Annotated in this window: 4 protein-coding genes, 4 tRNA genes and 2 rRNA genes; 9 read left to right on the top strand and 1 reads right to left on the bottom strand. The window is 49.4% G+C overall.

All coding sequences use genetic code 11. The annotated features are described in order from the left end of the window. The 4 genes from ABU190_RS27165 to birA form a co-directional block, all read left to right on the top strand. A 23S ribosomal RNA gene (locus ABU190_RS27165) occupies positions 1 to 100 on the top strand; the annotation flags it as partial. A gap of 190 nt (positions 101 to 290) precedes the next feature. Beyond that, positions 291 to 406 (top strand): 5S ribosomal RNA (rrf, locus tag ABU190_RS27160). A gap of 273 nt (positions 407 to 679) precedes the next feature. Next, positions 680 to 1,708: a UDP-N-acetylmuramate dehydrogenase gene (gene murB / locus ABU190_RS27155; protein ID WP_354692904.1), complete on the top strand. Its 1,029-nt coding sequence runs from the start codon at positions 680 to 682 to the stop codon at positions 1,706 to 1,708. Continuing rightward, positions 1,705 to 2,667 carry a bifunctional biotin--[acetyl-CoA-carboxylase] ligase/biotin operon repressor BirA gene (gene birA / locus ABU190_RS27150; RefSeq protein ID WP_354692903.1) on the top strand — a complete coding sequence of 321 codons (963 nt, stop codon included), beginning with the start codon at positions 1,705 to 1,707 and terminating at the stop codon, positions 2,665 to 2,667. Before murB ends, birA begins: the two co-directional genes overlap by 4 nt. A 30-nt stretch (positions 2,668 to 2,697) precedes the next feature. Here the strand turns inward: birA and coaA are convergent, their stop codons facing one another. After that, complete coding sequence (coaA, locus tag ABU190_RS27145; RefSeq protein ID WP_039076759.1) at positions 2,698 to 3,648, bottom strand: type I pantothenate kinase; 951 nt, start codon at positions 3,646 to 3,648, stop codon at positions 2,698 to 2,700. Between the two features lie 890 nt (positions 3,649 to 4,538). On the opposite strand from coaA, the gene ABU190_RS27140 reads away from it, so the two are divergent. The 5 genes from ABU190_RS27140 to tuf all read left to right on the top strand — a co-directional run. Beyond that, positions 4,539 to 4,614 (top strand) — tRNA-Thr (locus tag ABU190_RS27140). 8 nt (positions 4,615 to 4,622) lie between these two features. Continuing rightward, positions 4,623 to 4,707, top strand: a tRNA-Tyr gene (locus ABU190_RS27135). Between the two features lie 109 nt (positions 4,708 to 4,816). Further along, positions 4,817 to 4,891, top strand: a tRNA-Gly gene (locus ABU190_RS27130). 5 nt (positions 4,892 to 4,896) lie between these two features. Next, positions 4,897 to 4,972: transfer RNA gene (locus ABU190_RS27125), tRNA-Thr, on the top strand. A 115-nt stretch (positions 4,973 to 5,087) separates the two neighbouring features. Further along, positions 5,088 to 6,039: elongation factor Tu (tuf, locus tag ABU190_RS27120; RefSeq protein ID WP_354692902.1), on the top strand; the 952-nt coding region annotated here is incomplete at its 3' end.

Genomic DNA, 6,039 nt, shown 5'->3' with positions numbered 1-6,039 from the left:
ACTAAAGGAACGTTAAAGACGATGACGTTGATAGGCCGGGTGTGTAAGCGCAGCGATGCGTTGAGCTAACCGGTACTAATGAACCGTGAGGCTTAACCTTACAACGCCGAAGATGTTTTGGCGGATTTGAGACGATTTTCAGCTTGGATTCAGAGTCCGAAGGATTTTGCGCTGAGACAAGGCGGCAAACGAGGCGATGGAAGGAGCATACAAAAGTATGTGACTGACACTCGCGAGAGCAGCCAACGCAGTATGAGCGCAAAAGACACAGGACGAGCACAAAGAATTTGCCTGGCGGCTTTAGCGCGGTGGTCCCACCTGACCCCATGCCGAACTCAGAAGTGAAACGCCGTAGCGCCGATGGTAGTGTGGGGTCTCCCCATGTGAGAGTAGGGAACTGCCAGGCATCAAATTAAAAGACCTGCACCAGTCTTCGGGGCAGTTCGCTACTCGACAGAGAGTAGGACAAAAGCGAGCGCTTTTGAACGTTGCGCAGCAACGGCCCGAAGGGTGAATCACAACGTGATTCATAAACTGCCAGGCATCAAATAAGTAAGAAGCCCATCCTCACGGATGGGCTTTTTGCGTTTTTATCCCTCAAGAAACCTCCCATATAACCACAAGCGCTCACTTTGTATATGCGGTAAACTAGCCGGGTTTTTGCATCAGGACAGCGTCTATGAACCACTCCCTTAAGCCCTGGAATACCTTCGGCATTGATCACAATGCAAATAAAATAATACGTGCTGAAAGCGTGCAGCAACTACTTGAAGCGTGGCAGGAATCCTTACGTAATGAACAGCCCGTATTGATGCTGGGTGAGGGCAGTAATGTTCTTTTCCTGGAAGATTTCACAGGTACGGTCATTATTAACCGCATCCTGGGTATTGAAACTGAGGAAAGCGCCGAGGCCTGGCATGTTCATGTTTGTGCGGGAGAAAACTGGCATCAACTTGTGCAATTTACACTCTCGCATGGTATGCCCGGTCTGGAAAACCTTGCGTTGATCCCCGGTTGTGTTGGGTCATCGCCTATCCAGAACATCGGCGCATACGGTGTTGAATTGCAGCGCGTCTGTGCTTATGTCGACTGTGTAGAGTTGAGTACGGGAAATACCCGCCGATTAACGGCAGAAGCTTGCCGCTTTGGTTATCGCGACAGTATCTTCAAACATGAGTATCAGGATCGCTACGCAATCGTCGCGGTTGGGTTACGCTTATCTAAGCAGTGGCAGCCGGTTCTGACTTATGGCGATCTGACGCGTCTGGACCCGGCAACCGTAACGCCGCAGAACGTTTTTGAAGAAGTTTGCCGCATGCGCACCAGTAAGCTGCCCGATCCGAAAGTAAACGGTAATGCCGGTAGCTTCTTTAAAAATCCGGTTGTGAGTGCCGAACAGGCCGCCTCGCTACTGGAAAAGTCGCCGAAAGCTCCCCATTACCCTCAACCTGATGGCACAGTAAAACTCGCTGCCGGATGGCTTATCGATCAATGCCAGTTAAAAGGTGTATCTATTGGTGGGGCAGCCGTTCATCCGTTACAGGCACTGGTGCTAATCAATCAAAATCACGCGACCAGTAAAGATGTTGTCCGCCTGGCTCACCATGTACGTGAACAGGTTGGAGCGAAGTTTAATGTCTGGCTGGAACCGGAGGTGCGTTTTATCGGCCCTCGTGGCGAAGTCAATGCCGTGGAGGTGATTGCATGAAAGACAACACCATTCCATTAACCCTGGTCTCTATCCTTGCTGATGGCGAATTCCACTCTGGTGAACAGCTCGGTGAGCGGCTGGGCATGAGTCGTGCAGCTATCAATAAACACATTCAAACCTTGCGTGACTGGGGGGTGGATGTATTTACCGTACCTGGTAAAGGTTACAGTCTTCCTGAACCTATCCAATTGTTGAATGAAGAACTGATCGTAGCGCAGGTGCAAACAGGTAAAGTGGCTGTATTGCCGGTTATTGATTCCACTAACCAATACCTGCTGGATCGTATCGGCGAGTTGCGATCCGGCGATGCCTGTGTCGCAGAATACCAGCAGGCGGGGCGTGGCCGGCGTGGGCGTAAGTGGTTCTCTCCCTTTGGTGCGAATCTCTATCTCTCTATGTACTGGCGTCTTGAACAAGGTCCGGCTGCGGCCATCGGATTAAGTCTGGTCATTGGCATTATCATGGCAGAAGTTCTGCAAGAGCTCGGCGCAGAAAATGTTCGGGTGAAATGGCCAAATGATCTGTATCTGGGGGACCGTAAACTTGCTGGTATCCTCGTGGAATTAACCGGTAAAACCGGCGATGCTGCGCAGATCGTGATAGGGGCTGGCATCAACCTTGCCATGCGCCATGCGGAAAGTGATGTGATCAATCAAGGCTGGGTTAACCTGCAAGAAGCGGGTGTAGTCATTGATCGCAATACGCTCGCTGTCCGTCTGATTAATGAATTACGTGCTGCGCTACAGTCTTTTGAACAAGAAGGGTTAAGTCCCTGGCTCGCTCGCTGGAAGAAACTGGATAACTTTATCGATCGCCCGGTGAAATTGATCATCGGCGAGAGAGAAATATTTGGCATCTCGCGTGGCATTGATGCACAAGGTGCATTGTTGCTTGAACAGGATGGGGTAATTAAACCCTGGATGGGTGGTGAAATTTCCTTACGCAGTGCCGAATAATAAAATGGGGAGCATTTCGCTCCCCTTGTTTTATTTTCGCAGGCGTACTTGCTCGACCGCGTGGTCGGCACTCTTGGTCATAACGAGGCTTGCACGCTCACGGGTTGGAAGAATATTTTCTTTCAAATTTAGCCAGTTAATTTCCTTCCAAAGGGATGTGGCTATATTGATAGCTTCTTCTTCGGTCAATTTCGCATAGTTGTGGAAATAAGAATCCGGATCGGCGAAAGCCCCTTCACGGAATTTTAGGAAGCGATTGATATACCATTTCTGTAATAACTCTTCCGGCGCATCGACATAAATAGAGAAGTCGACAAAGTCAGAAACAAATACATGATGAGGGTCATGAGGGTAATCCATACCGCTTTGTAATACGTTGAGTCCTTCAAGGATTAGAATATCCGGCTGAGTTACCGTTTTATCACCGTCCGGGATCACATCGTAAATTAAATGTGAATATACTGGTGCAGTAACGTTTGGCACGCCAGATTTAATATCGGAAACGAATTTCACCAGACGGTGCATATCATAAGATTGCGGAAACCCTTTCTTCTTCATCAGGCCACGATCTTTTAAAACCTGATTAGGATGCAAAAAGCCATCGGTGGTGATTAATTCAACGCGGCGATGCTCCGGCCAGCGACTTAATAAAGCCTGCAATACACGTGCAGTGGTGCTTTTGCCCACGGCAACGCTACCTGCAATGCTGATGATATAAGGTATTCTTTGTCCATTCGTGCCTAAGAATTGTTCAAGCACAGCCTGGCGACGTAAATTCGAACTGATATAAAAATTGAGCAAACGCGATAGCGGCAGATAAATCTCTGCGACCTCTTCCAAAGAGAGATCTTCATTAATGCCTTTTAACCGTGCGATTTCACCCTCAGTGAGCGTCATCGGCACTGAATCACGAAGCGCAGCCCACTGGCTACGATTGAACTGCAAGTACGGGGTCATTAACGTTTGCTCTTTTTTACTCATAAGCTTTTTCTGCCTGCCATGGTGGCTCGCCACGTATGCTTCCGACACGGAGCGAGAAGCCTTCTTTTAAGGTAATGTGATGGCGCGACGTTATTGATATAAGTTAGGACAATGGGCAGGAGGTTAACACCAGATGACAGGGAATAATATGAAAAATCGCGTCTGCGTGATGCTTTCCGGGGAAAGCATCACGTTTCAGAGACTGGCAGGCAATAGCGCGAGATAACGGAATTACCACGAATAAGCGTTTGTAATAAATCATGGTTGAATGTGTGTTTCCATCTGCTGAGTTCAGGAAACCCGCTATTTCGGCAGACAGTGTCGTCCCTACCTACTGTAGAAATCTTCTGCATGCAAACCAGCCTGTGCTTAGTGATAAAGAAGGCTGCGTTGCCATGCATAACTCGCTTTCTCAGATGTATTAATAAGGCATTAGCCAGAACCGCTTCGGCGGAGCTGATGGTGTACCTTATTTATCTTGATGGATGATGTTACGAAGATGACCGTTCGTTTCGTCCCTCTGAACGACCGGCACAACAAATTGGCAAGTTCCTCGCAGTAAACGGGAAGACCATTTTTACAGTGATACTCCCGCGTACAGGTAATATGTATCACGCTCTCCTCAATAAGGGATTTCTTCTTGATTGGTTAAAAAACGGCATCAGGGTGAAGCAAAAGCACTTTATACAGAGTGATGGGAGGTGCGCTCGCCATGAACGGCGAGAAGGTATGGCCTCTCATAGCTGCCACGATGCTGGTTTTTTCCACTGATTTGCTTGAAATAGCAGCATTTAACGGCCTTGTCGTGCAAAATGTGAGCGATAGAACAATTTGTGCAATTTTTTAGTTGCATCAAGCGCTCTGTCTCCCTAGAATGCGCGCTACTTGATGCCGACTTAGCTCAGTAGGTAGAGCAACTGACTTGTAATCAGTAGGTCACCAGTTCGATTCCGGTAGTCGGCACCATCAAGTCCGGTGGGGTTCCCGAGCGGCCAAAGGGAGCAGACTGTAAATCTGCCGTCACAGACTTCGAAGGTTCGAATCCTTCCCCCACCACCATTTTCGGTCACCTTGTGTGACCAGAGTTGGTGTCAAAACTGAATCAACTCAAAGGGAGAGTTTTCTTCTCCTGAAACACAGAAAGAATAGGGTAGCCGAGTTTTAGGATGCGGGCATCGTATAATGGCTATTACCTCAGCCTTCCAAGCTGATGATGCGGGTTCGATTCCCGCTGCCCGCTCCAGACGTGCTGATATGGCTCAGTTGGTAGAGCGCACCCTTGGTAAGGGTGAGGTCCCCAGTTCGACTCTGGGTATCAGCACCACTTCTTTATCTCTCCTCCCCTGTTTCTCTCTGTTTATTGCATTCAACAAGTCGGGCATGTTGCCTGGTTGATGTGGTGATATCACCGATTTATCCGTGTCTTAGAGGGACAATCGATGTCTAAAGAAAAGTTTGAACGTACAAAACCGCACGTTAACGTCGGTACTATCGGCCACGTTGACCATGGTAAAACAACGCTGACCGCTGCAATCACTACCGTTCTGTCCAAAACTTACGGTGGCCAGGCTCGCGCATTCGACCAGATCGATAACGCGCCGGAAGAAAAAGCACGTGGTATCACCATCAACACCTCTCACGTTGAGTACGATACTGCGATCCGTCACTACGCACACGTAGACTGCCCGGGCCACGCCGACTATGTTAAAAACATGATCACCGGTGCTGCGCAGATGGACGGCGCGATCCTGGTTGTTGCTGCGACTGACGGCCCGATGCCGCAGACTCGTGAGCACATCCTGCTGGGTCGTCAGGTAGGCGTTCCGTACATCATCGTGTTCCTGAACAAATGCGACATGGTTGATGACGAAGAGCTGCTGGAACTGGTTGAAATGGAAGTTCGTGAACTTCTGTCTCAGTACGATTTCCCGGGCGACGACACTCCGATCGTTCGTGGTTCTGCTCTGAAAGCGCTGGAAGGCGAAGCTGAGTGGGAAGCGAAAATCATCGAACTGGCTGGCCACCTGGATACCTATATCCCGGAACCAGAGCGTGCGATTGACAAGCCGTTCCTGCTGCCGATCGAAGACGTATTCTCCATCTCCGGTCGTGGTACCGTTGTTACCGGTCGTGTAGAGCGCGGTATCATCAAAGTGGGTGAAGAAGTTGAAATCGTTGGTATCAAAGATACTGCGAAATCTACCTGTACCGGCGTTGAAATGTTCCGCAAACTGCTGGACGAAGGCCGTGCTGGTGAGAACGTTGGTGTTCTGCTGCGTGGTATCAAACGTGAAGAAATCGAACGTGGTCAGGTACTGGCTAAGCCGGGCACCATCAAGCCGCACACCAAGTTCGAATCCGAAGTGTACATTCTGTCCAAAGATGAAGGCG

It is taken from the genome of Phytobacter sp. RSE-02 (genome assembly GCF_040578655.1).
Classification (GTDB): Bacteria; Pseudomonadota; Gammaproteobacteria; order Enterobacterales; family Enterobacteriaceae; genus Phytobacter; species Phytobacter diazotrophicus.
This window is presented reverse-complemented; position numbering and strand designations above follow the sequence as displayed.

Coding starts and splice junctions, on each gene's coding strand:
- murB (WP_354692904.1), top strand. CDS start 680: ATGAACCACTCCCTTAAGCCCTGGAATACCTTCGGCATTGATCACAAT.
- birA (WP_354692903.1), top strand. CDS start 1,705: ATGAAAGACAACACCATTCCATTAACCCTGGTCTCTATCCTTGCTGAT.
- coaA (WP_039076759.1), bottom strand. CDS start 3,648: ATGAGTAAAAAAGAGCAAACGTTAATGACCCCGTACTTGCAGTTCAAT.